We start from the raw sequence: 23638 nt of genomic DNA on the forward strand, positions 1-23638 counted from the left end.
AATTGCGTTGGTCAGGGTCGGTTTTTGACCGTTGGTCCGCTGTCCAGGCCGCTTTTGGCGGCGTTCGCGACTATAGCAGCAATGATTAAGTGCTTCAATTCCATAAAAAATTGTTATCATCCGCCGCATGACGACTACAGCCCCCTCGACCCCAGGCGTACAACTGCTTGAGGTCTCGCCGGAATATGCCGGCCAACGTATTGATAACTTCCTTCTCGCTCGGCTCAAAGGCGTGCCCAAGACCCTGATTTACCGCATTTTGCGCAAGGGCGAAGTGCGGGTGAACAAGGGGCGGATCAAGCCCGAATACAAGCTGCAAGCGGGCGATATCGTGCGCGTGCCGCCGGTTCGCGTGCCTGAACGCGACGAACCGGTGCCGCTGGCCCAAGGCCTGCTGCAGCGACTCGAAGCCTCGATTGTCTATGAAGACAAGGCGCTGATCGTGATCAACAAGCCTGCTGGCATCGCTGTTCACGGCGGTAGTGGCTTGAATTACGGCGTCATCGAAGCCTTCCGTCAGTTGCGCCCCGATTGCAAGGAGCTGGAGCTGGTTCACCGTCTTGACCGTGACACTTCCGGGCTGCTGATGATCGCCAAGAAGCGCAGCATGTTGCGTCACTTGCACACCGCATTGCGCGGTGACGGTGTCGATAAGCGCTACATGGCGCTGGTTCGTGGCAACTGGGCGAGCTCGATCAAGCAAGTCCGTGCGGCGCTCGGCAAGAGCAATCTGCGCTCCGGCGAGCGCATGGTCGAGGTCGACGAGGAGGAGGGCAAGGAGTCTGTGACCGTGTTCAAGGTCCTGCGTCGCTTTGGCGACTTTGCCACCCTGATCGAAGCCAAGCCGATCACCGGCCGCACTCACCAGATCCGCGTCCACACGTTGCACGCCGGGCACTGCATCGCCGGCGATACCAAGTACGGCGATGACGATTTCAGTAAGGAAATTCGCGACCTGGGCGGCAAGCGCCTGTTTCTGCACGCCTACATGCTGACCGTGCCGCTGCCCGATGGCGGTGAACTCAAGTTGCAGGCGCCGGTCGATGAGATGTGGGCCAAGACCGTGGAGCGATTGAGTGCGCCCATCTGATTACAAGCTGCTGATTTTCGATTGGGATGGCACGCTCGCCGATTCCATTGGTCGGATTGTCGAAGCGATGCATGTGGCATCGGAGCGAAGTGGTTTTCCGTTGCGTGATGATTTCGCCGTCAAAGGCATCATCGGCCTTGGCCTGCCGGAAGCGATCCGCACCTTGTATCCCGAAATCGGCGATGCCGAGCTGATAGCCTTTCGTCAGCATTATGCGGATCACTACATCGCATCGGAAGCTGTGCCTTCGCCGTTGTTCGAAGGTGTGGTCGAGTCGCTCGAAGCGTTTCGTGCCGAGGGCTATCATCTGGCTGTGGCGACCGGCAAGGCCCGTCGCGGGCTGGACCGGGTATTGAAATCCCATGGCTGGGAAGATTATTTCGACATCACCCGTGCGGCTGACGAGACCGCCAGCAAGCCGCATCCGCTGATGCTTGAGCAGATCCTGGCTCATTGTAAGGTGGCTCCCGCGCAGGCGCTGATGGTTGGCGACTCGTCGTTCGATCTGCAGATGGCGCGCAATGCCGGGATGGATTCGGTGGCGGTCAGCTACGGTGCTCAATCGATCGAGGCGCTGAAGCTGTTCGGCCCGCGGCTGGCGGTTGATCGCTTTTCAGAATTGCATGCCTGGCTGAGTCAGCGGGCTTAATACGTTGTTGCTGGGGTAGATGGCATGACCGACGAATGGAAAGCGCCCGCCAAGTCGAGCGCAGAGAGCGGTGACGAGAAAAGCTGGAAGCTGCTGGAAAAGACGCTGCTGGCCAGTGTGCAGGAACAGCGTCGGTCCCGTCGCTGGGGGATTTTCTTCAAGTTGCTGACGTTTGTGTACCTGTTTGGTGCGCTGGCCCTGTTCACGCCGCTGATGGACATGGAAAAAGCCGCCACCCGCAGCGCCCATTACACGGCGCTGATCGACGTGACGGGGATGATCGCCGACAAGGAGCCGGCCAGCGCCGACAATATCGTTGGAAGCCTGCGAGCGGCCTTCGAGGACGATAAGGTCAAGGGCGTGATCCTGCGAATCAACAGTCCGGGTGGCAGTCCGGTGCAGTCAGGTTACGTCTATGACGAGATTCGCCGTCTGCGTGGCCTGCATCCGGATACCAAGCTCTATGCGGTGATTTCGGATCTTGGGGCTTCCGGCGCGTATTACATTGCCAGTGCAGCCGATCAGATCTACGCCGACAAAGCGAGCCTGGTGGGTTCCATCGGCGTCACGGCGGCCGGTTACGGCTTTGTCGGTACCATGGAGAAGCTGGGGGTCGAGCGTCGTACCTACACCTCTGGCGAGCATAAGTCGTTCCTCGATCCGTTCCAGCCGCAAAAGCCGGAAGAGACGGCGTTTTGGCAGGGTGTGCTCGATACCACGCACAATCAGTTCATCAACAGCGTCAAGCAGGGGCGGGGCGATCGCCTGAAGGACAAAGAGCATCCTGAGCTGTTCTCCGGTCTGGTCTGGTCTGGCGAGCAAGCATTGCCACTGGGGCTGATCGACGGCCTGGGTAATGCCAGTTCGGTTGCCCGGGATGTGATCGGCGAAAAAGAGCTGGTGGACTTCACGGTTCAGGAGTCGCCGTTCGATCGCTTCTCGAAAAAGCTCGGCGCCAGCGTCGCTGAACATTTGGCGATGTGGATGGGTTTCAATGGTCCATCGCTGCGTTGATCTTTTGGATGCTTAAAAGAACCGGCCCGTTTGGCCGGTTTTTTGTGGCTCAGGGAATTTGCACGCCTTCCGTCAGCAGCATGTCGACAAGGCGGATCAGCGGTAATCCGATCAGGCTGGTGGCGTCCGGGCCTTCGGTGCTTTGGAACAGGCTCACGCCCAGGCCTTCGGCTTTGAAGCTGCCGGCGCAGTCGTAGGGTTGTTCGGCGCGCAGGTAGCGCTCGATGCGCGCGCTGTCGAGGGTGCGCATGTGCACGGTGAAAGGTATGCAATCGACCTGGCAGTGACCGGTCTGGCTATTGAGCAGTGCCAGGCCCGTCAGGAAGGTCACGCTTGCACCGCTGGCGGCCAGCAGTTGTTCGCGGGCCTTTTCGAAGGTGTGGGGCTTGCCGATGATGTTGTCCCCGAGCACGGCAACCTGGTCGGAGCCAATGATCAAGTGAGCGCTGTGACGGCCGGTCAGTGCGCGGGCTTTTTCCTCGGCGAGGCGCTTGACCAGATCAACGGCGGTCTCGCCCGGGCGATGGCTTTCGTCGATATCCGGCGAGCTACAGGTAAACGGCAGTAGCAGGCGGGCCAGCAATTCCCGGCGATAGACCGAGCTGGAAGCGAGTAATAAAGGCAGCATGGGCAACTCCAAAAGGCAGGCGGGAATTCTAACGAGCCTTCCAAGTGACGGACAGGGCTGAATTTCCTTTGACATGGGCGGGGGCATCCCTATAATGCTGCGCCTATGTTGAATGACCCGATTCCACCTCACGTTGACCCGCGCAAATTGGCTGACCGTGGCACCACCCTTCAAGGTGAAATGCTGCTGGCCGATTTGGAGAGACTCTGCGACCCGCTTTCCGACAATGTCGGTACGGTGCAGGCTAAATTCGTTTTTGAACGAGATGAACGTAAATCTGTGGTCATCCACAGCTTTATCGACACTGAAGTCAAAATGGTTTGCCAGCGTTGTCTTGAGCTGGTCACCCTGCCGATCCATAGCGAATGCAGTTATGCTGTGGTGAAGGAGGGTGCGAATACCCAGTCGTTGCCGAAAGGTTATGACGTGCTGGAACTGGGCGAAGATCCATTGGATCTGCAGTCACTGATCGAGGAGGAGCTTCTGCTCGCCTTGCCCATTGTGCCTGCTCATCATCCGGAAGAATGCCAGCAGCCGGCGGGAGCAGATGAGCCCGAACCGAGCGAGGACGAGGTAACGCGGTCCAACCCGTTCAGTGTATTGGCGCAGTTAAAGCGTGACCCAAACGTTTAGGAGTTAATCAATTATGGCTGTTCAGCAGAACAAAAAATCCCGCTCTGCCCGTGACATGCGCCGTTCGCACGACGCTCTTGAGGCTAGCACTCTGTCTGTAGAAAAAACCACTGGTGAAGTTCACCTGCGTCACCACGTATCGCCAGAAGGCGTATACCGTGGCCGTAAAGTGATCGACAAGGGCGCTGACGAGTAATCACTTGTCCGCTCAAGTCATCGCGATTGACGCAATGGGCGGGGACTTCGGTCCCCGCAGCATTGTCCAGGCCAGCCTTGCTTGCCTGTCTGCTACACCCTCGCTGCACCTGACCCTCGTCGGTCAAGCCTCCCTCCTTGAAGAATTGATCGCCGGCCATTCGGCTGTGGATCGCGCTCGCCTGTCGATTACACCTGCGTCCGAATTCATCACCATGGACGAAAAACCGGCCCAGGCCCTGCGCGGCAAACCTGATTCCTCGATGCGCGTGGCGCTTGAGTTGCTGCGTGACGGCAAGGTCCAGGCCTGTGTCAGTGCCGGCAACACCGGTGCGCTGATGGCGTTGTCGCGGTTTGTGCTCAAGACCTTGCCTGGCATTGATCGGCCCGCCATGATCGCGGCGATTCCGACGCAGAAAGGGTACTGCCAGTTACTCGACCTGGGTGCGAATGTCGATTGCAGTGCCGAGCACTTGTTGCAGTTCGCGGTGATGGGGTCTGTCGCGGCAGAAACCCTCGGTATTGTTCGTCCGCGTGTAGCGCTGCTGAATATCGGCACTGAAGACATCAAGGGCAACCAGCAGGTCAAGCTGGCGGCAACGTTGTTGCAGAATGCCCGTGGTATCAATTACATCGGTTTCATAGAGGGTGACGGCTTGTACCGTGGTGAGGCGGATGTCGTGGTGTGTGATGGCTTTGTCGGCAATATCCTGCTCAAATCCAGCGAAGGCCTGGCCACCATGATTGCCGGACGCATCGAGGCATTGTTCAAGAAAACTCTGATGTCGCGAATGGTCGGTGCATTGGCGCTGCCGTTGATGAAGCGTCTGCAGGCGGATCTGGCTCCGGCGCGGCATAATGGCGCAAGCTTTTTGGGGTTGCAGGGGATTGTGGTGAAAAGTCACGGTTCTGCCGGAGTGCAGGGCTTTCAGAGTGCCATTCAGCGTGCCTTGATCGAGATTCAGGAAAACCTGCCTGAACGGCTTCACGGTCGTCTTGCGGATTTGTTGCTTTAGGCGTTTTCGTCGGACAATGCTTAAATGTGACCGCTCAGTTCAATTGGCCATCCAACTGTCAGTTTCTTGCGTCCCCCTAGAGGGACGTCAATTCTCCGACGACAAGATCATTAGGGGCTTGTTACATGTCTGCTTCCCTCGCATTCGTCTTTCCGGGACAGGGTTCGCAGTCCCTCGGCATGCTGGCCGAGTTGGGCGCGCAACATCCGGTTGTCCTCGAAACATTCAAAGAAGCTTCCGATGCTCTGGGTTACGACCTGTGGGCACTGACCCAGCAAGGGCCGGAAGAGCAACTCAATCAAACCGATAAGACCCAGCCGGCCATTCTGACCGCCTCGATCGCCCTGTGGCGTCTGTGGCTGGCTGAAGGTGGTGCGCGTCCGGCCTACGTGGCCGGTCACAGCCTGGGTGAATACAGCGCGCTGGTCGCGGCGGGCAGCCTGAGCCTGGGCGATGCAGTGAAGCTGGTCGAGCGACGTGGCCAACTGATGCAGGAAGCCGTTCCGGCCGGGCAGGGTGGCATGGCCGCCATCCTCGGACTGGACGATGCTGACGTAGTGGCGGCCTGTGCTGAAGCGGCACAAGGCGAAGTGGTCAGCGCGGTCAACTACAACTCCCCGGGCCAGGTGGTTATCGCTGGTGCCAAGGCGGCGGTCGAACGCGCCATCGAAGGCTGCAAGGCTCGTGGTGCCAAGCGCGCCATGCCACTGCCGGTCAGTGTGCCGTCCCATTGCGAGCTGATGCGCCCGGCCGCCGAGCGTTTCGCTGAGTCGATCGCTGCGATCGACTGGCAGGCGCCGCAGATTCCGGTGGTGCAGAACGTCAGTGCCGAGGTGCCGGCCGATCTGCAAACCCTCAAGCGCGATCTGCTTGAACAGCTCTACAAGCCTGTGCGCTGGGTCGAATCGGTCCAGGCGCTGGCGGCCAAGGGGGCAACTCAATTGGTCGAATGCGGCCCGGGCAAAGTGCTGGCCGGTCTGAACAAACGCTGCGCCGAAGGCGTATCGACTTCCAACCTCAATACCCCAGACGCTTTCGCTGCCGCTCGTGCAGCGCTGGCCTGAATCAGGAGAAGCTTGCATGAGTCTGCAAGGTAAAGTTGCACTGGTCACTGGTGCAAGCCGCGGTATCGGCCAGGCTATCGCCCTGGAACTGGGTCGTCAGGGCGCCATCGTTGTGGGCACCGCGACCTCGGCTTCGGGTGCCGAGCGCATTGCCGCCACCCTGAAGGAAAATGGCATTCAGGGCACTGGCCTGGAACTCAATGTCACCAGCGACGAGTCCGTGGCGGCTGTCCTGGCGAGCATTCAGGAGCAGTTCGGTGCGCCGGCGATTCTGGTCAATAATGCCGGCATCACCCGCGATAACCTGATGATGCGCATGAAAGACGACGAGTGGCATGACGTTGTCGATACCAACCTGAACAGTCTGTTCCGCCTGTCCAAGGGCGTTTTGCGTGGCATGACCAAGGCCCGCTGGGGACGAATTATCAGTATTGGCTCGGTTGTGGGTGCCATGGGCAACGCAGGCCAAGTAAACTACGCTGCCGCCAAGGCCGGTCTGGAAGGTTTCAGTCGTGCACTGGCGCGTGAAGTCGGTTCGCGTTCGATTACGGTAAACTCGGTGGCCCCAGGGTTCATCGATACCGATATGACCCGCGAACTGCCCGAGGCGCAGCGTGAAGCCTTGCAGGCGCAGATTCCGCTGGGTCGTCTGGGGCAAGCACAAGAGATCGCGTCTGTGGTCGCTTTTCTTGCGTCCGACGGTGCGGCATACGTTACTGGGGCTACAATCCCGGTGAACGGCGGGATGTACATGAGTTAAATGTGACGGATTGCTTCAAAAAAATGTCATACGAGCTGTCTAAAATCCGTTATAAAGCTGCAATCTATTTATAGGCAGAGGGCTGCAGGGTTTGAGGAGTGAAGCTTTCAGTTGAAAAGCTGAAAAGTCTTTCTATACACTTACCCACTGGCCAGCTGCCTGAATTTGTCCATTAGGAGTGAAAACAAGGTATGAGCACCATCGAAGAGCGCGTCAAGAAAATCGTTGCCGAGCAACTGGGCGTTAAAGAAGAAGAAGTGATCAACACTGCCTCCTTCGTTGAAGACCTGGGTGCTGACTCCCTTGACACCGTTGAGCTGGTGATGGCTCTGGAAGAGGAATTCGAGACCGAAATCCCTGACGAAGAAGCTGAGAAGATCACTACTGTACAAGCTGCAATCGACTACGTTACTAGCCACCAGGCGTAATAGTTTGTAATCGTTGCTTGCTGTCATGGAAAAACCGCACTGCTATCACGGCGTGCGGTTTTTTCTTTAGGCCTGATGCAAAGTCGTCATTTCAAAAAAGGAGAGTGCTGTGTCGCGTAGACGCGTCGTAGTCACCGGTATGGGTATGTTGTCGCCACTGGGCACGGATGTGCCAAGCAGCTGGCAGGGCATTCTGGCTGGCCGCAGTGGCATTGGTCTGATCGAACACACCGACCTTTCTGCCTATTCCACCCGTTTTGGCGGCTCGGTAAAGGGTTTCAATGTCGAGGAATACCTGTCGGTCAAGGAAGCCCGCAAGCTCGACTTGTTCATTCAGTACGGCCTGGCGGCAGGTTTTCAGGCGGTACGCAATGCCGGCCTGGAAGTCACCGATGCCAACCGTGAGCGCATTGGTGTCGCCATGGGCTCGGGCATTGGCGGACTGACCAATATCGAAGAAACCAGCCGTACCCTGCATGATTCCGGCCCACGACGGATTTCGCCGTTTTTCGTGCCTGGCTCGATCATCAATATGATTTCCGGTTTCCTGTCTATCCACTTGGGTGCGCAGGGACCTAACTACGCCATCGCCACGGCTTGTACCACGGGTACGCACTGCATTGGCATGGCTGCACGCAACATCATGTACGACGAAGCTGACGTGATGATTGCCGGCGGCTCCGAAATGGCGGCCTGTGGCCTGGGCATGGGCGGCTTTGGTGCCTCTCGCGCCTTGTCGACCCGCAATGACGAACCGGCCCGCGCCAGCCGCCCATGGGACAAGGGCCGTGATGGCTTCGTGCTTTCCGATGGTGCCGGTGCGCTGGTTCTTGAAGAGCTGGAACACGCCAAGGCACGCGGCGCGACCATCTATGCCGAACTGATCGGTTTCGGCACCAGTGGCGATGCCTATCACATGACTTCGCCTCCGGCTGATGGCGCCGGTGCTGCGCGCTGCATCACCAATGCCTTGCGCGACGCCAGGATCAATGGCGATCAAGTGCAGTACATCAACGCCCATGGCACCTCGACGCCTGCTGGCGACCTGGCGGAAGCCAATGCGATCCGTTCGGTGTTCGGCGATCACGCCTACAAGCTGGCCGTCAGTTCGACCAAATCCATGACCGGTCACCTGCTGGGTGCGGCGGGCGCGGTCGAGGCGATCTTCAGCGTGCTGGCGATCAACAGTCAGGTGGCGCCACCGACCATCAACCTCGATGAACCGGACGAAGGTTGCGATCTCGATTTTGTGCCGCACACCGCGCGCAATATGGATATCGATGTCGTCCTCTCCAACTCCTTCGGTTTTGGCGGTACCAACGGCTCGCTGGTGTTCCGCCGGTTTGCAGGCTGATGGAAAGCCGGGTCGACGGTCAGCCGGCTGACGCTGTGTCGCTGAAGGATCGCGGCCTGGCTTACGGTGATGGTCTGTTCGAGACCATTGCCGTGCGGCGTGGCCTTCCAGTGTTGCTGGACCGCCATCTGCAGCGTTTGGCGAAGGGGTGCCAGCGGTTGGCGATCAACCTTGATCGTGATGCGATGGCCGCGGAGCTGCTGGCCTACGCCAGGGAGCTGGACGAAGGTGTGCTCAAGCTGATCGTGACTCGCGGCGATGGCTTGCGTGGCTACGCTTTCGATCCTTCAGCCCAGGCCCGACGTATCCTGTCTGGTAATCCTCCAGCCGTTTATCCAGCCGCCCATGCTGAGCAGGGTGTTCGTCTGTTTCCCTGCACGACACGACTTTCCATTCAGCCACTGCTCGCCGGTCTCAAGCACCTGAACCGCCTCGAACAGGTGATCGCCCGCGCCGAATGGCAAGACACCGAACATGCCGAAGGCCTGATGCTCGATCAGGCGGGGCGCGTGATCGAAGGTGTGTTCAGTAACCTGTTCCTCGTACGCAATGGCGAGTTGATCACGGCCGATCTGAAACGTTGCGGCGTGGAAGGTGTGATGCGTGCCGAAATATTGTTTCAAGCCGAGTCATTGGGCATTCCCACGCAAATCACCGATATCACCCTCGAACAGCTGCAATGGGCTGACGAAGTCTTTGTCTGCAACAGCGTGTATGGTATTTGGCCCGTGCATGCCTATGCCGCTCTGAGCTGGCCGGTTGGGCCGCTCACCCGTAAACTCCAAACCATTGCCCGTGCGCTACTGGATGCTTGATACGTGAGACGTAAATTCTTGCTGCTGCTGGAAACCGGACTGGTTCTGGCAGGGCTGATGTTGGGCGCTTCTGCCTGGAAAGTTCATTCGGCGCTGGTGCAGCCGCTGAATATCGCTCAGGAAGAACTGCTGGAGGTGCCCAAGGGCACCACGCCGACCCGCACCTTCTACCGACTCGAAGCCGATGGCGTCATCAAGGACGCTTTCTGGCTGCGCCTGTACTGGCGTTTCAATCTACCGAAACAACCCTTGCACAGCGGTGAATACCGCATGCTTCCCGGCATGACCGTAGAAGGTCTGATCGATCTGTGGAAGCGCGGAGAAATGGTGCAGTACAGCGTAACCCTGGTCGAAGGCTGGAATTTCCATCAGGTTCGCGCCGCCTTGGCCAAGGAAGAGAAACTCGATCACACCCTGGACGGCCTGAGCGACACCCAGGTCATGGATAAGCTCGGCCATGGCGGAATTTTCCCTGAGGGACGATTCTTCCCTGACACCTATCGCTTCGTTCGTGGAATGTCCGACGCAGAACTGCTGAAAACAGCCTATGACCGTCTTAATGAAGTGCTCGCCAAGGAATGGGAGCGGCGCGCCCCTGATGCGCCCTACACCGAACCCTATCAAGCGTTGATCATGGCCTCGCTGGTGGAAAAGGAAACCGGCGTGCCACAGGAACGTGGGCAGATTGCCGGTGTGTTTGTCCGGCGGATGGCGATGGGCATGTTGCTGCAGACCGACCCGACGGTGATCTATGGCCTCGGTGAGCGGTACAGCGGCAAATTGACCCGCGCCCATCTCAAGGAACCGACGCCTTACAACACTTATGTGATTGCCGGTCTGCCACCGACCCCGATCGCCATGGTCGGTCGTGAAGCGATTCATGCGGCGTTGAATCCGGTGGCTGGCAACAGCCTGTATTTTGTCGCTCGTGGCGATGGCAGCCACGTGTTCTCCGATGACCTGGATGCCCACAACAGCGCCGTGCGCGAGTTCCAGCTCAAGCGTCGTGCCGATTACCGCTCCAGCCCGGCGCCCGCCACTGTACCCGACACGCCGGAGAACCCGGCCGCGGAAGGCCAGGCACCGATTCCGGCTGCTTCACCCGATCCGGCCCCGGAAGCCCTGTCGCCAGTGCCGGCGCAAGATCCCGCACCTGCGCCAGCGACTGCTCCCGAGCCGGACCCAGCCGCCCCGCAAAGCTCGCAATGACTCTGACTAAGGACTGCCTGTGACTGGCTTGTTTATTACGCTGGAAGGCCCGGAAGGCGCCGGCAAGAGCACCAATCGCGAATACCTGGCCGAGCGCCTGCGCGCCGCGGGTATTGAGGTTGTGCTGACTCGCGAACCGGGCGGTACGCCACTGGCCGAGCGTATCCGCGAAGTGCTGTTGGCACCGGTTGAAGAGCTGATGAACCCGGACACCGAATTGCTGCTGGTCTTCGCCGCGCGGGCCCAGCATCTTGCCGAGGTGATCCGCCCTGCGCTGGCTCGGGGTGCTGTGGTGCTGTGTGATCGTTTTACCGATTCGACCTACGCCTATCAGGGCGGTGGCCGCGGCTTGTCGCTGGAGCGTATCGCGACACTGGAAACCTTCGTGCAGGGCGATCTGCGTCCCGACCTGACACTGATTTTCGACCTGCCGGTGGAAGTGGGCCTGGCCCGTGCCAGTGCGCGGGGTCGTCTCGATCGCTTCGAGCTCGAAGGCCGAACCTTTTTCGATGCGGTGCGCAGTGCCTTCCTCAAGCGCGCTGCAGCGGAGCCGGAACGTTATGTGTTGGTCGACGCCGCGCAGCCGCTGGCGCAGGTTCAGCAGTCCCTCGATGCCTTGCTGCCGCGTCTGCTGGAGCTGACCCGTGGCTGAAGCCTATCCGTGGCAGGACAGCCTCTGGCACCAGTTGGCCGGTCGTACGCATCACGCCCACGCCTATCTGTTGCACGGTCCGGCCGGGATCGGCAAGCGAGCGCTGGCCGAGCGCCTGATGGCCAGTCTGTTGTGCCAGCGTCCCACCGCGCAGGGCGCTTGCGGTGAATGCAAATCCTGTCTGTTGCTCAAGGCCGGCAGTCACCCCGACAACTACATCCTCGAACCGGAAGAGGCCGACAAGGCCATCAAAGTCGATCAGGTGCGTGACCTGGTCAGCTTCGTGGTCCAGACCGCGCAGCTGGGCGGACGCAAGGTGGTGCTGATCGAGCCCGTTGAATCAATGAACATCAACGCTGCCAACGCCTTGCTCAAAAGCCTTGAAGAGCCGTCTGGCGACACCGTATTGCTGCTGGTCAGCCACCAGCCGAGCCGTTTGCTGCCGACCATCAAGAGTCGCTGCGTGCAGCAGGCTTGCCCGCTACCGAGTGAAGCCATGAGCCTGGCCTGGCTGGCGAAAGCGCTGCCGGATTGCTCGCAAGAAGAGCGTATTGAATTGCTGACCCTGGCGGCCGGTTCGCCATTGGCCGCGGTCAATCTGCAGGCTCAAGGTGTGCGCGAACAACGTGCGCAAGTGGTCGATGGCGTGAAGAAGCTGCTCAAGCAGCAGCAATCGCCGACCCAACTGGCCGAAGGCTGGAATGCGATCCCGTTATTACTGTTGTTTGACTGGTTCTGCGATTGGTCGAGCCTGATCCTGCGCTATCAGCTGACCCAGGACGAAGAGGGGCTGGGGCTGCCGGACATGCGCAAGGTGATTCAATACCTGGCGCAGAAGACCGCGCAGGACAAAGTCCTGAATATCCAGGACTGGATCCTTGCCCAGCGCCAGAAAGTACTGAGTAAGGCCAACCTCAACCGGGTGCTGCTGCTGGAGGCGCTACTGGTGCAGTGGGCGTCCCTGCCTGCACAGAGGTAACCTGGACGCTACCTGTCAGCGGTAAGGCGTTACCAGGCCACCGGGGTTGGCGTACAGTTCAACCATGGTGAAAACACTGCCCGCAGTCGAATCGAAATCCATCTGGCCGGAGTCCTCGAGTCCGGCCTTCCCACTCATACGATGTAAGTTGCAGCCCTCTTTATGCTCGTAGATTCCCATTGCCACCTTGATCGCCTTGACCTGGCAGCCCACGACGGATCCCTGGACGCAGCTCTGGATGCCGCTCGTCAACGCGGGGTTGGGCACTTTCTGTGTATTGGCGTCAGCGTCGATAACGCGGCTGATGTCAAAGCGCTGGCCGAGCGTTATGACGACGTCGACTGCTCGGTTGGCGTGCATCCGCTGGATGTGCAGCCAGGAGCGGCGCCTGCGCTGGACTGGCTGTTGCAGGAACTCAATCACCCGCGCGTAGTGGCGATTGGTGAAACCGGTCTGGACTACCACTACGAACCCGAAGCCGCCGAATTGCAGCAGGCGTCTTTTCGACTGCACCTGCAAGCGGCGCAACAAACCGGCAAACCGGTGATCATCCATACCCGTGGTGCCCGTGCAGACACCCTCGACTTGCTGCGTGAAGCGGCGCTGCCCCAAGCGGGCGTTCTGCATTGCTTCACCGAAGACTGGGACATGGCCAAGGCAGCCCTGGACATGGGTTATTACATTTCCCTGTCCGGTATTGTCACTTTCCGCAATGCCGATGCGTTGCGTGATGTGGCCAGCAAAGTCCCGGCCGATCGGTTGCTGGTCGAAACCGACTCGCCGTACCTGGCGCCGATTCCCTATCGTGGCAAGCCGAACCTGCCGCAGTATGTGCGAGAAGTGGCAGAGTTTCTGGCCATGCTACGCGGTGAGCCCTATGAGCGATTTGCCGAGCAGACCACCGCGAACTTCAAGCGACTGTTTCCTCTGGCGCACGTAAAAGGTTAAATCGCAGGCAAAAAAAACCCGGGTTCTGGGGGGTGAATCCGGGTTAAGACCATTAGGAGTAAAACAATGGCACGCGGTCCGTTGGTACCAATATCGGCGTGACACTTGGGGGAGATGCCCCGCCGACAGTTCAAGTATTGATCACTATTGCGCCGAGTCCAGTTTACCGGACACAGTTTTTAAACAATTTTGGAATACGCCCGCTTCGGAAGCGTTCTCATCAGGCGCAGACCCTGTCCGAATTCATCAGGAAACACAGACATGGTCGGATGATCCGTGCATTTTTGCGTAAGTTAGGCATAATACGCGGCTTCGAATTTTGACCCCTACAGACCTTTTCTTATGCATAAAGAACCTCGTAAGGTCCGTGAGTTTCGCCGCCGCGAGCAGGAAATTCTCGATACCGCGCTCAAGCTGTTCCTCGAACAAGGTGAAGACAGTGTCACCGTCGAGATGATTGCTGATGCCGTCGGTATCGGCAAAGGCACGATCTATAAGCATTTCAAATCCAAGGCCGAGATTTATCTGCGGCTGATGCTCGACTACGAGCGCGATCTGAATGAACTGCTGCATTCGGCCGACGTCGACAAGGACAAGGAGGCCCTGTCGCGTGCCTATTTCGAATTCCGCATGCGTGACCCGCAACGCTATCGGCTGTTCGATCGCCTGGAAGAAAAGGTGGTCAAGGGCAACCAGGTTCCGGAGATGATCGAGGAGTTGCACAAGATCCGCGCCTCGAATTTCGAACGCCTGACCTTGCTGATCAAGGGCCGGATCAGCGAAGGCAAGCTGGAAGACGTGCCGCCTTACTTCCATTACTGCGCATCCTGGGCGCTGGTGCACGGTGCCGTGGCCCTGTATCACTCGCCGTTCTGGAGCAATGTGCTGGAAGATCAGGAAGGCTTCTTCCAGTTCCTGATGGACATCGGCGTTCGCATGGGCAACAAGCGCAAGCGCGACACCGACGCCCCGAGCAGCTGAGCCATTCAGTTGCCTTATGACGCCATGAATTCGTTACATGGTGCGATACCGCAGGAATATACTCAGGCATAGGGCTTGCTAAAACTTGATTTGTGAGTCAAGTTTTAGCGGTTCGATTTTCTTCCGCCGGAGTGATCCATGATCGTTGACCGTCAAGGCAGGCGTTTTCGTAATTTGCGAATCAGTCTGACCTCAGCCTGCAATTACGCTTGTACCTACTGCGTGCCTAACGGCAAGCGGCTGGTGGCTGCGCAGGATGAACTGTCGGCCGAAGCCATGGCGCGCGGCGTGGCTTATCTGATTGAAGCGGCAGGCATCGAACGCTTGCGCATCACCGGCGGCGAGCCGCTGGTCAGCCCCAAACTCGAAGCCTTCATGACCGCCGTCGGCCAGATGGGCCTGGAAGACATCAGTCTGACCACCAATGGCCAACTGCTGGCGAAAAAGCTGCCATTGCTGGTCAATGCCGGCATTCGCCGCATCAACGTTTCCCTCGATACGCTCGACGCCAGCGCCTTTCGCGGCATTGCCCGTGGCGGCGATCTGACGACCGTGCTCGACGGCATGGACCAGGCCAGCGCCGCTGGCATGAAGATCAAGGTCAACATGGTGCCGTTGCGTGGCCAGAACCTTGACCAGGTGATGCCACTGCTTGAGTACTGCCTCGAGCGTGGCTATGAGCTGCGCTTTATCGAATTGATGCGAATGGGCCACCTGGCCAGCGACTCCAATGCCTTCCTGCAGCAGTTTGTCAGCCTTCAGCAGTTGTTGAGTCTGATCGGCGAACGCTACGAATATCTCCAGGCCGATGCGCCACTCGATGCCACGGCCGTGCGTTACGAGATTCCGGGGATGGGCCATTTCGGTGTAATCGCCAACGAAAGCGTGCCGTTCTGTCGCACCTGTTCCAGGCTGCGCCTGTCCTCCACCGGCTGGTTGCATGGCTGTTTGTCCTCGAGCAATCGTCACTACGTCGGCGATCTGTTGGACAAACCACGTCATCAAGCGCTGCCGGCGCTCCAGCGGCTTTTGGTGAAAGCCTTGGGCGACAAGCAGGAAGTGGCGTTTTCCGGTGGTGCGACCGTCATGAAGATTATCGGCGGCTGAAACGGCCTCATCGCGGGCAAGCCACGCTCCCACAAGCATCTGCGTAAAACCTTGTGGGAGCGTGGCTTGCCCGCGATTGCGTTGGATCAGGTGACGATGTCCGTGAGGTGGCGCAAAAGCTGCATCCCATGGCCATTCGCCGGTTTTCCGACACCGGCCTCTGGAGGATAGGATGCGTAGCCTGGTTTTGCTGCTGGCCGTTTTGGCGCTTGGCGGCTGCATGAATGTCAGCGATATGGCCGAAGGGACTCGTTACCACATGAGCGACGCCGGTCTGCTGGACCACAGCGACAGCCGCCGCGTGAATAACCTGCGCATTCAGCCGGACTCATTCGTCTATATTGCCCAGGGCGCATTCGTACCGCCGGGCAGTGCCGTCTACCCACGACCTAACGTGATCGCCGAAGTCGCCTTTGATGGCTTTGTCGAATACTTCCCGATGGTTCGCCGCGCTCGCACGCCGGAAGGTCTGGATCAGGCCATGAGCGAAGCCCGTGCCGTTGGCGCCCATTACCTGCTCTACACCCGTTTCGCCAAGTCGGATGACCGCATTGGCAACTCGGATGAATGGCTGGATCAAGAGGCGCTGGATCGCCTCGGAATCGACAGCGGCGTGATTCAGATCATGTTGATCGAGACCAGCACCCAGTATTTGATTGATACTGCACGTATCAAGAGTCGTGGCGGTTTACTGACGTTCCACGACAAAAAGCCGGAAGACCTGATGGGCCCGCCGCTGGAGCAATACGCTCGTAGTCTGCTGGGGCTCAGCGACCAGTAAATCAAAGGAGATCGCCATGAGTGGCCCGCAAAAAGCCAACGACCTGTTGGGGCAAATCCCCAAAACCAAAGGCTTGCCGCCGGTCCACCTGTGGAATCCCGACTTCTGCGGCGACATCGACATGCGCATCGCCCGCGACGGCACCTGGTATTACCTGGGGACGCCGATCGGGCGCAAGCCGATGGTCAAACTCTTCTCCACCATCATTCGCCGCGATGGCGATGATTATTTCCTCATCACGCCGGTCGAGAAGGTCGGCATCAAGGTTGATGACGCGCCCTTCGTGGCCATTGCCGTGGACGTGGAAGGCGAGGGCGAGGCGCAGGTCCTGCGCTTCACCACCAACGTCGACGAAACCACCGACGCCGGTGCTGAACACCCGATTCGTGTGGTGGTCGATCCACTCACCCAGGAACCGGCGCCTTACGTGCATGTGCGCACGAACCTTGAAGCGCTGATCCATCGCAATGTGTTTTACCAACTGGTTGAGCTGGCAGTCAGTCGCGAGATCGAGGGGCAGCGGTGGTTGGGCGTGTGGAGTGGGGGGGAGTTTTTTCGAATCGGTCTTGAGCCCTGACACATAACCCTATGGGAGCAAGCTCGCTCCCAAAAGGGTTTGCGTGTGTTCAAAAAATCAATTTGACAGTCAATCATATGATGATTAGCGTGGCCACCTTAGCGAATGGCTTTGGGGATATCCATGTCCAGCAGTTTTCATGCGTCGACCGTCGATTGGCTGGGTTGCTGGATCGCTACCGGCCAAGTGAAGCCCGGCGAAACCATCAAGGTCGAAGCTGACCTCGGCGAGCAGCTCGGCGTCAGTCGTACCGTCATCCGCGAAGCCATCAAAACCCTGGTCGCCAAAGGCCTGCTCGAAGTCGGGCCGAAGGTGGGCACCCGTGTGTTGCCAGTACGGCGCTGGAACCTGTTCGATCCGCAAGTCGTAGGCTGGCTGTCGCGCAGCGGCTTGCCGGAAAACTTCGTCGATGACTTGCTCGACCTGCGCCGCACCATCGAACCCATGGCCGTGCGCTGGGCCTGCGAGCGGGCGACGGGCGAGCAGGTCGAGGCGATTTTACTGGCTTGCAACGCGCTCGAACGCGCCGTGGACAGTGGCATCGACTACAACCGCGCCGACCAGCTCTTCCATGAGTGCATCCTCGCCGCGAGCCACAATCAATTCATCGAGCAAATGGTGCCGGCCCTCGGTGCCTTGCTGGCGGTGTGTTTCGAAGTGTCTGCCGCCGACCCTGATGAACTGCGTCGCACCTTGCCCATTCATAAAGACATGGCCCAAGCCATCGCCGCCCGCGATGCCGCGCGGGGTGTCTGGGCCTGCATGACCCTGATCGACAACGCTGGCCTGGCGATCAAGCGCTACTACCCGCAGGTCATGGCCGACAAAAAAGCCAGCTGAAAACGAAAAACCTGTAGGCGCCGGTAAACCGGCTCCGACCTGAAAAGAATAAGAAAGCAGGAGGTTTCATGACGTGGACTGCGGTGACCGGACACCGGGCGCAACTCGGTGAGGGCCCATTCTGGGATGCGCCGACCCAGGCACTGTACTGGGTGGACATCGCCGGCAAGCAAGCGCTGCGGCTGATCGGCGACAACGTGCAGATCTGGCATATGCCGGAGCACGTGTCGGCGTTCATTCCGTGTGAGAGCGGCGATGCGCTGGTGACCTTGAACAGTGGCGTCTATCGACTCGATCTGGATTCGCCCGGCCTGGAGCCGCGGCTGACGTTGCTCTGCGTCGCCGACCCGCAACCGGGCAACCGCGCCAACGAAGCGCGTTGCGATGCCCTCGGTCGGCTTTGGCTCGGCACCATGCAAAACAATATCGGCGAACAAGGCGAAGACCTGCCCATCGTACGGCGTACCGGCGGGCTGTTTCGCATTGACCGCGACGCCCGGGTGACGCCCCTGCTTCGCGGTTTGGGCATTCCCAACACGTTGTTGTGGAGCGATGACGTCACCACCCTGTATTTCGGCGACAGCCTCGATGGCACGCTGTATCAACATTTCATCCGCACCGACGGCAACCTCGAACCGGCGCAGACGTGGTTTGCAGCCCATGGGCGAGGCGGTCCGGACGGATCGGCGATGGATGCGCAAGGTTTTATCTGGAACGCCCGGTGGGACGGCAGCTGCCTGCTCAGGCTCAGCCCGGACGGGAAAGTCGATCGGGTGATTGAACTGCCAGTCAGCCGCCCCACCAGTTGCGTGTTCGGCGATACCGATCTTAAAACCCTTTACATCACCAGTGCCGCGAGCCCGCTCGGGCATTCGCTGGACGGGGCCGTGTTGTCGATTCGTGTGGACGTCCCCGGAGAGCATTGCACTCGTTTTGCGGGATAAATACCAAAATATGGGATGTAAATATATATATTGAGATTTGCCCTGGGCCAGGTTTATAGTCGGCCTCACCAGTTACATGCACTCACACTTAAGAAAAACAAAACAGGTGAAGTGATGCAGCGATATTCCACCGTCTTCCCGTGCGGAGTCAGTGCTTCAGAGCGTTTCAAAGCTGAAACGTTTATTTGCGTGCCTGTTCTTGCCTCAACGCCTTTTGACCGGACATCCACGGATGCCCGGTTTTCGTCGTGCTTTCGAACAGGAGTCTTGATCCATGGCTGAACCTCTTTCCTTGCCACCGGTTCCCGAGCCGCCGAAGGGCGAGCGCTTGAAAAACAAAGTCGTGTTGCTCACCGGCGCGGCTCAGGGTATTGGCGAAGCGATCGTCGCCAGCTTCGCATCTCAGCAAGCCAGGCTGATCATCAGCGATATTCAGGGGGATAAAGTCGAAAAGGTTGCGGCGCACTGGCGGGAAAAAGGTGCCGATGTGGTGGCGATCAAGGCCGATGTCTCGCACCAGCAGGATCTGCACGCCATGGCCAGGCTGGCGGTGGAACGTCACGGCCGGATCGACGTGCTGGTCAACTGTGCCGGGGTCAATGTGTTCCGCGACCCACTGCAAATGAGCGAAGAAGACTGGCGTCGCTGCTTTGCCATCGACCTCGACGGCGCCTGGTTCGGCTGCAAGGCCGTTTTGCCGCAGATGATCGAGCAGGGCATCGGCAGCATTATCAACATTGCCTCGACCCATTCCAGCCACATCATTCCCGGCTGCTTCCCGTACCCGGTGGCCAAGCACGGCTTGCTCGGCCTGACCCGTGCCCTGGGCATCGAATATGCGCCCAAGGGTATTCGCGTCAATGCCATTGCACCGGGCTACATCGAAACCCAATTGAACGTCGACTACTGGAACGGCTTTGCCGATCCCCACGCCGAGCGTCAGCGCGCCTTTGATCTGCACCCGCCAAAACGAATCGGTCAGCCGATAGAAGTCGCCATGACAGCGGTGTTCCTGGCCAGCGATGAAGCGCCGTTCATCAACGCGTCGTGCATCACCATCGATGGTGGGCGCTCGGTCATGTACCACGACTGAATCCTGAGGACTTCAGGCGCAGTACTGCGCCTGAAATTCAATCATCATACGATATGACTATTTAGCGATAAGGTTTCACCGCGCCATTGGTTGAAAAGAACGCTTTCGAAGAATGCTCAACAAAAATAACAAGGAGTCAAAACCTATGAATCGTCGTCGTGCAATCCGTTCCCTGTGCTGTGCCGCTCTGGCGGTCACTGCGGTCAGCCTGAGCAGTACGCTGCTGGCGGCCGAGGAAGTGAAAATCGGGTTTCTGGTCAAACAAGCGGAAGAGCCGTGGTTCCAGACCGAATGGGCCTTCGCCGAAAAGGCCGGTAAGGAGAAGGGCTTCACCCTGATCAAGATTGCCGTGCCTGATGGCGAGAAGACCCTGTCGGCCATCGACAGCCTGGCCGCCAACGGCGCCAAGGGCTTTGTGATCTGCCCGCCCGATGTGTCCCTCGGCCCTGCGATCATGGCCAAGGCCAAGCTCAACGGCTTGAAAGTGATCGCCGTCGATGACCGCTTCGTCGATGCCAGTGGCAAATTCATGGAAGAGGTTCCGTACCTTGGCATGGCAGCGTTCGAAGTCGGCCAGAAGCAGGGCGGCGCCATGGCCACCGAAGCGAAAAAGCGCGGTTGGGACTGGAAAGACACCTACGCGGTGATCAACACCTACAACGAACTCGACACCGGCAAGAAACGCACCGACGGTTCGGTCAAGGCGCTGGAAGACGCCGGCATGCCGAAGGATCACATCCTGTTCTCGGCGCTGAAAACCCTCGACGTGCCGGGCAGCATGGACGCCACCAACTCGGCGCTGGTGAAGCTGCCGGGCGCGGCGAAGAACCTGATCATTGGCGGCATGAACGACAACACCGTGCTCGGCGGCGTGCGCGCCACGGAAGCTGCCGGCTTCGCGGCGAAGAATGTGATCGGCATCGGCATCAACGGCACCGATGCCATCGGTGAATTGAAGAAACCCGACAGTGGCTTCTATGGCTCGATGCTGCCAAGCCCGCACATCGAGGGCTACAACACCGCCAGCATGATGTACGAGTGGGTCACCACCGGCAAAGAGCCGGCGAAATACACGGCCATGGATGACGTGACGCTGATCACCCGCGACAACTTCAAGCAGGAGCTGGAAAAGATCGGTCTGTGGAACTGAGGGCGGGTTGATTTCATCGGCAGCCCCGGCAACGGGGTTGCCTGATCTGTGTCATGAGGTGGTTATGCACGCGCAAACACAAATACAACAACGCACCGGCCGTTCCTTGAGTGGCAGTGGCAGCTTGCGCTTCAACGGGATTGGCAAAACCTTTCCCGGCGTGAAGGCGCTGGATGGCATCAGCTTCGTCGCCCATCCGGGGCAGGTTCATGCCCTGATGGGCGAGAACGGCGCCGGCAAGTCGACCCTGCTGAAAATCCTCGGTGGCGCCTATACCCCGAGCAGCGGCGACTTGCAGATCGGCAATCAGGCAATGGTCTTCAAGTCCACCGCCGACAGCATCGGCAGCGGGGTGGCGGTGATCCACCAGGAACTGCACCTGGTGCCGGAAATGACCGTGGCGGAAAACCTGTTCCTTGGGCATTTGCCAGCCAGTTTCGGCTTGATCAATCGCCGTACCTTGCGCCAGCAAGCGCTGGCCTGCCTCAAGGGACTGGCCGATGAAATCGACCCCCAGGAAAAAGTCGGACGCCTGTCCCTCGGGCAACGGCAACTGGTGGAAATCGCCAAGGCTTTGTCCCGTGGCGCCCATGTGATTGCCTTCGATGAGCCGACCAGCAGCCTGTCGGCGCGGGAGATCGACCGCTTGATGGCGATCATCGCTCGCCTGCGCGACGAGGGCAAAGTGGTGCTGTACGTCTCCCATCGCATGGAAGAAGTGTTCCGTATCTGCAACGCGGTGACGGTGTTCAAGGATGGTCGCTACGTACGCACCTTCGAGGACATGAGCGAGCTGACCCACGATCAATTGGTCACGTGCATGGTCGGTCGCGACATCCAGGACATCTACGATTACCGTCCCCGCCAGCGTGGCGCGGTGGCACTTAAAGTCGACGGCCTGCTCGGGCCAGGCTTGCGCGAACCGGTGAGTTTCGAGGCACACAAAGGTGAGATTCTCGGGCTATTCGGTCTGGTGGGCGCCGGCCGTACCGAGCTGTTCCGCATGCTCAGCGGGCTTGCGCGAAACACCGCCGGACGCCTTGAACTGCGCGGCCACGAATTGAAGTTGCGTTCACCCCGCGACGCCATCGCCGCCGGGATTCTGCTGTGCCCGGAGGATCGCAAGAAGGAGGGCATCATGCCGCTCTCCAGCGTCGCCGAAAACATCAACATCAGTGCGCGCGGCGCCCATTCCACGTTTGGCTGCCTGTTGCGTGGGCTGTGGGAAAAGGGCAACGCCGACAAGCAGATCAAGGCACTGAAAGTAAAAACGCCGCATGCCGGACAACAGATCAAGTTTCTATCCGGCGGCAACCAGCAGAAGGCCATTCTCGGTCGCTGGTTGTCGATGCCAATGAAAGTGTTGCTGCTCGACGAGCCCACTCGCGGTATCGACATCGGCGCCAAGGCCGAGATCTACCAGATCATCCATAACCTGGCCGCCGACGGTATTTCGGTGATCGTGGTGTCCAGCGACCTGATGGAAGTGATGGGCATTTCCGACCGCATCCTGGTGCTGTGCGAAGGCGCCATGCGCGGCGAACTGAGCCGCGAACAGGCCAACGAATCCAACTTGCTGCAACTGGCTTTGCCGCGCCAACGCGCTGACGGCGTGGCGAACTGAGAGGTGACTATGATGACAACCCAAAACGAAACCCTGCCGACCGTGCGCAAGCCTCTGGACCTGCGACGCTTTCTTGATGACTGGGTGATGCTGCTGGCGGCGGTGGGGATCTTCGTGCTCTGCACCTTGCTGATCGACAATTTCCTTTCGCCGCTGAACATGCGTGGCCTGGGCCTGGCGATTTCGACCACCGGGATTGCCGCCTGCACCATGTTGTACTGCCTGGCATCCGGGCATTTCGACTTGTCGGTGGGCTCGGTGATCGCCTGTGCCGGGGTAGTCGCGGCCGTAGTGATGCGCGACACCAACAGCGTGTTTCTCGGTGTCTGTGCGGCATTGGTCATGGGGCTGATCGTCGGGCTGATCAACGGGATCGTGATCGCCAAGCTGCGGGTCAATGCGTTGATCACGACGCTGGCCACCATGCAGATCGTGCGCGGCCTGGCCTACATCTTCGCCAACGGCAAAGCGGTGGGCGTGTCCCAGGAGTCCTTCTTCGTGTTCGGCAATGGCCAACTGTTCGGTGTACCGGTGCCGATCCTGATTACCATCGTCTGCTTCCTGTTCTTCGGTTGGTTGCTCAACTACACCACCTATGGCCGCAACACCATGGCCATCGGCGGTAACCAGGAAGCGGCGCTGCTGGCCGGGGTCAACGTTGACCGGACCAAGATCATTATCTTCGCCGTGCATGGCCTGATCGGCGCGTTGGCCGGTGTGATTCTGGCTTCGCGCATGACCTCGGGTCAGCCGATGATCGGCCAGGGCTTCGAGCTGACGGTGATCTCGGCATGCGTGCTGGGCGGGGTTTCGTTGAGTGGCGGGATCGGCATGATCCGGCACGTGATTGCCGGGGTGTTGATTCTGGCAATCATCGAGAATGCGATGAACCTGAAGAACATCGATACGTTTTACCAGTATGTGATTCGGGGTTCGATCCTGCTGTTGGCGGTGGTGATTGACCGTTTGAAACAGCGCTGAGATTTTCGCTGCTCCCACGAGCGCCATCGCGGGCAAGCCAGGCTCCCACAGGTTTTTGCGTAATCTGTGGGAGCGTGGCTTGCCCGCGATGGCTGCATGACTGACTCACTCCCGCTCTCGCGAACA

At 59.2% G+C, this 23638-nt stretch carries 26 protein-coding genes; 25 read left to right on the forward strand and 1 reads right to left on the reverse strand.

The window, feature by feature from the left end:
- The first annotated feature begins 127 nt into the window (after window positions 1-127).
- The 3 genes from rluC to ACX3YD_RS24485 are packed head-to-tail and all read left to right on the forward strand — an operon-like array spanning window position 128 to window position 2753.
- Window positions 128-1090: a 23S rRNA pseudouridine(955/2504/2580) synthase RluC gene (rluC, locus tag ACX3YD_RS24475; protein WP_103406448.1), complete on the forward strand. Its 963-nt coding sequence runs from the start codon at window positions 128-130 to the stop codon at window positions 1088-1090.
- Window positions 1077-1739 (forward strand): HAD-IA family hydrolase, encoded by a 663-nt coding sequence (locus tag ACX3YD_RS24480; RefSeq protein WP_458961251.1) that lies wholly within the window; start codon window positions 1077-1079, stop codon window positions 1737-1739. The genes rluC and ACX3YD_RS24480 overlap by 14 nt, the downstream gene beginning before the upstream one ends.
- Window positions 1740-1763: 24 nt before the next feature.
- Complete coding sequence (locus ACX3YD_RS24485) at window positions 1764-2753, forward strand: S49 family peptidase (RefSeq protein ID WP_047526972.1); 990 nt, start codon at window positions 1764-1766, stop codon at window positions 2751-2753.
- Window positions 2754-2802: 49 nt separating this feature from the next.
- Here ACX3YD_RS24485 and ACX3YD_RS24490 read toward each other — a convergent pair whose 3' ends face one another.
- A complete protein-coding gene (locus tag ACX3YD_RS24490) occupies window positions 2803-3381 on the reverse strand; it encodes a Maf family protein (RefSeq protein WP_103406446.1) in 579 nt (192 codons plus the stop codon).
- A gap of 105 nt (window positions 3382-3486) precedes the next feature.
- Here ACX3YD_RS24490 and ACX3YD_RS24495 point away from each other — a divergent pair, with 105 nt between their 5' ends.
- The 22 genes from ACX3YD_RS24495 to araH all read left to right on the forward strand — a co-directional run bounded on the left by ACX3YD_RS24495 (window position 3487) and on the right by araH (window position 23512).
- Entirely contained in the window at window positions 3487-4014 is a 528-nt protein-coding gene (locus tag ACX3YD_RS24495) for a YceD family protein (RefSeq protein WP_007942001.1), read from the forward strand.
- A gap of 13 nt (window positions 4015-4027) precedes the next feature.
- A complete protein-coding gene (gene rpmF / locus ACX3YD_RS24500) occupies window positions 4028-4210 on the forward strand; it encodes a 50S ribosomal protein L32 (protein WP_003179396.1) in 183 nt (60 codons plus the stop codon).
- Between the two features lie 4 nt (window positions 4211-4214).
- A complete protein-coding gene (gene plsX, locus ACX3YD_RS24505; RefSeq protein ID WP_090467772.1) occupies window positions 4215-5225 on the forward strand; it encodes a phosphate acyltransferase PlsX in 1011 nt (336 codons plus the stop codon).
- A 125-nt stretch (window positions 5226-5350) separates the two neighbouring features.
- The gene (gene fabD / locus ACX3YD_RS24510; protein ID WP_458961252.1) at window positions 5351-6289 is read left to right on the forward strand and encodes an ACP S-malonyltransferase; all 939 of its coding nucleotides are present in this window, start codon (window positions 5351-5353) and stop codon (window positions 6287-6289) included.
- A 16-nt stretch (window positions 6290-6305) separates the two neighbouring features.
- A complete protein-coding gene (gene fabG, locus ACX3YD_RS24515; RefSeq protein ID WP_047526979.1) occupies window positions 6306-7049 on the forward strand; it encodes a 3-oxoacyl-ACP reductase FabG in 744 nt (247 codons plus the stop codon).
- A 191-nt stretch (window positions 7050-7240) separates the two neighbouring features.
- Entirely contained in the window at window positions 7241-7477 is a 237-nt protein-coding gene (acpP, locus tag ACX3YD_RS24520) for an acyl carrier protein (RefSeq protein ID WP_024076962.1), read from the forward strand.
- Between the two features lie 109 nt (window positions 7478-7586).
- Window positions 7587-8831, forward strand: coding sequence for a beta-ketoacyl-ACP synthase II (fabF, locus tag ACX3YD_RS24525; protein ID WP_047526983.1), 1245 nt, complete (start codon window positions 7587-7589; stop codon window positions 8829-8831).
- The gene (gene pabC / locus ACX3YD_RS24530) at window positions 8831-9646 is read left to right on the forward strand and encodes an aminodeoxychorismate lyase (RefSeq protein WP_103406445.1); all 816 of its coding nucleotides are present in this window, start codon (window positions 8831-8833) and stop codon (window positions 9644-9646) included. Before fabF ends, pabC begins: the two co-directional genes overlap by 1 nt.
- Before the next feature lie 3 nt (window positions 9647-9649).
- Window positions 9650-10855 carry an endolytic transglycosylase MltG gene (gene mltG, locus ACX3YD_RS24535; protein ID WP_458961253.1) on the forward strand — a complete coding sequence of 402 codons (1206 nt, stop codon included), beginning with the start codon at window positions 9650-9652 and terminating at the stop codon, window positions 10853-10855.
- A gap of 19 nt (window positions 10856-10874) precedes the next feature.
- Window positions 10875-11507: a dTMP kinase gene (gene tmk, locus ACX3YD_RS24540; protein ID WP_047526987.1), complete on the forward strand. Its 633-nt coding sequence runs from the start codon at window positions 10875-10877 to the stop codon at window positions 11505-11507.
- Window positions 11500-12486 (forward strand): DNA polymerase III subunit delta', encoded by a 987-nt coding sequence (locus tag ACX3YD_RS24545; RefSeq protein WP_090467780.1) that lies wholly within the window; start codon window positions 11500-11502, stop codon window positions 12484-12486. Before tmk ends, ACX3YD_RS24545 begins: the two co-directional genes overlap by 8 nt.
- A 162-nt stretch (window positions 12487-12648) precedes the next feature.
- Entirely contained in the window at window positions 12649-13434 is a 786-nt protein-coding gene (locus ACX3YD_RS24550; RefSeq protein ID WP_288099766.1) for a TatD family hydrolase, read from the forward strand.
- Between the two features lie 342 nt (window positions 13435-13776).
- Window positions 13777-14415: a TetR/AcrR family transcriptional regulator gene (locus tag ACX3YD_RS24555; RefSeq protein WP_047526990.1), complete on the forward strand. Its 639-nt coding sequence runs from the start codon at window positions 13777-13779 to the stop codon at window positions 14413-14415.
- Window positions 14416-14553: 138 nt separating this feature from the next.
- Complete coding sequence (locus ACX3YD_RS24560) at window positions 14554-15522, forward strand: GTP 3',8-cyclase MoaA (protein ID WP_458961254.1); 969 nt, start codon at window positions 14554-14556, stop codon at window positions 15520-15522.
- A 172-nt stretch (window positions 15523-15694) separates the two neighbouring features.
- Window positions 15695-16303, forward strand: coding sequence for a DUF4823 domain-containing protein (locus ACX3YD_RS24565; protein ID WP_047526993.1), 609 nt, complete (start codon window positions 15695-15697; stop codon window positions 16301-16303).
- Between the two features lie 16 nt (window positions 16304-16319).
- Window positions 16320-16880, forward strand: a complete 561-nt coding sequence (locus tag ACX3YD_RS24570; protein WP_103406430.1) for a DUF1285 domain-containing protein — start codon at window positions 16320-16322, stop codon at window positions 16878-16880.
- Window positions 16881-17003: 123 nt separating this feature from the next.
- Window positions 17004-17720 carry a FadR/GntR family transcriptional regulator gene (locus ACX3YD_RS24575; protein ID WP_458961255.1) on the forward strand — a complete coding sequence of 239 codons (717 nt, stop codon included), beginning with the start codon at window positions 17004-17006 and terminating at the stop codon, window positions 17718-17720.
- 68 nt (window positions 17721-17788) lie between these two features.
- Window positions 17789-18664, forward strand: a complete 876-nt coding sequence (locus ACX3YD_RS24580; RefSeq protein WP_458961256.1) for an SMP-30/gluconolactonase/LRE family protein — start codon at window positions 17789-17791, stop codon at window positions 18662-18664.
- Window positions 18665-18938: 274 nt separating this feature from the next.
- A complete protein-coding gene (locus ACX3YD_RS24585) occupies window positions 18939-19757 on the forward strand; it encodes an SDR family oxidoreductase (protein ID WP_458961257.1) in 819 nt (272 codons plus the stop codon).
- A 145-nt stretch (window positions 19758-19902) separates the two neighbouring features.
- On the forward strand, window positions 19903-20907 hold the full coding sequence (locus tag ACX3YD_RS24590; protein ID WP_047527000.1) for a substrate-binding domain-containing protein: 1005 nt from the start codon (window positions 19903-19905) through the stop codon (window positions 20905-20907).
- Window positions 20908-20971: 64 nt separating this feature from the next.
- Entirely contained in the window at window positions 20972-22531 is a 1560-nt protein-coding gene (gene araG, locus ACX3YD_RS24595; protein WP_103406435.1) for an L-arabinose ABC transporter ATP-binding protein AraG, read from the forward strand.
- A gap of 12 nt (window positions 22532-22543) precedes the next feature.
- Entirely contained in the window at window positions 22544-23512 is a 969-nt protein-coding gene (araH, locus tag ACX3YD_RS24600; protein ID WP_047538387.1) for an L-arabinose ABC transporter permease AraH, read from the forward strand.
- Window positions 23513-23638: the final 126 nt, after the last annotated feature.

It is taken from the genome of Pseudomonas fluorescens group sp. PF-1, assembly GCF_054481335.1.